Source organism: Francisella sp. SYW-9, from assembly GCF_008711465.1.
Classification (GTDB): Bacteria; Pseudomonadota; Gammaproteobacteria; order Francisellales; family Francisellaceae; genus Francisella.
In genome coordinates, this window is sequence record NZ_VXKQ01000060.1 from 1 (window position 1) to 913 (window position 913).

Consider the following 913-nt stretch of genomic DNA (forward strand, 5'->3'; position numbering starts at 1 on the left):
TAGGTTCCATGAACAAAATTTTTGCATAAAGATGTTAAGTGTATTTAAATAGTTTTGCGAAACAAATAACACACTTAACATATATGGAATATTATATATCAGAATCAAATTGGTCAACAATTTTAAGTTTTCTTACAAATCAAAAAGGCTTACATACAAAAGACACAGCTAAGCTTAGAAAATTTATAGAAGCAGTTTTTTATATTCTAAAAACTGGTGCCCAATGGAAATATCTTCATAAAGAGTATGGTAATAGTAGATCTATCCATAAACGTTATAAATATTGGGCTGACAAAGGAATTTGGAATAATTTAATGACCTATGTTTCAGATGTTGATTCACAACAGTTTATGATAGATTCATTATCTGTCAAAGCACATGCATGTGCTAGTGGCTATGAAATAAATGGTAATCAAATTAATGCATTAGGTAGAAGCGCTGGTGGTCTAACAACAAAGATTCATACCCTCACAGATGCTTTAGGGAATCCTGTGAGATTTATAATAACTGCTGGTAATGTTCACGATATTCTACCTTCGCAACAACTTTTACAAGGAATAACAAATGCTTATATTCTTGCTGATAAAGCATATTTTTCTGAAGAAAACATAAAATTCCTTGAGAAAAATAAAAATAAGCCTGTAATTCCGTCTAGAGAAAACTATACTAAAAATCATGATATAGATTGGCATATATATAAAGAAAGACACTTAATTGAGAACTTTTTCTCTAAAATTAAGCACTTTAGAAGGGTTTTCTCTAGATTTGATAAAACTTGCTCTGCTTTTCTTGGCTTTGTGGCTTTAGCTAGCACATTTATTTGGCTTAGATAATTTTTTGTTCATGGAACCTAATCTTACCTATTGACGCTAGCGAAAAGTTTTAGTTTTGATAAAATTGTTTTGATAATTTT

At 29.7% G+C, this 913-nt stretch carries 1 protein-coding gene; it reads left to right on the top strand.

The window, feature by feature from the left end; translation table 11 throughout:
* Positions 1-83 precede the first annotated feature (83 nt).
* Positions 84-833, top strand: a complete 750-nt coding sequence (locus tag F3D62_RS12490; protein ID WP_150468572.1) for an IS5 family transposase — start codon at positions 84-86, stop codon at positions 831-833.
* The last annotated feature ends 80 nt before the right edge of the window (positions 834-913 follow it).

What these genes read in the sequence shown, in the direction of transcription:
- F3D62_RS12490 (WP_150468572.1), top strand. Translation starts at nt 84, where the DNA reads ATGGAATATTATATATCAGAATCAAATTGGTCAACAATTTTAAGTTTT.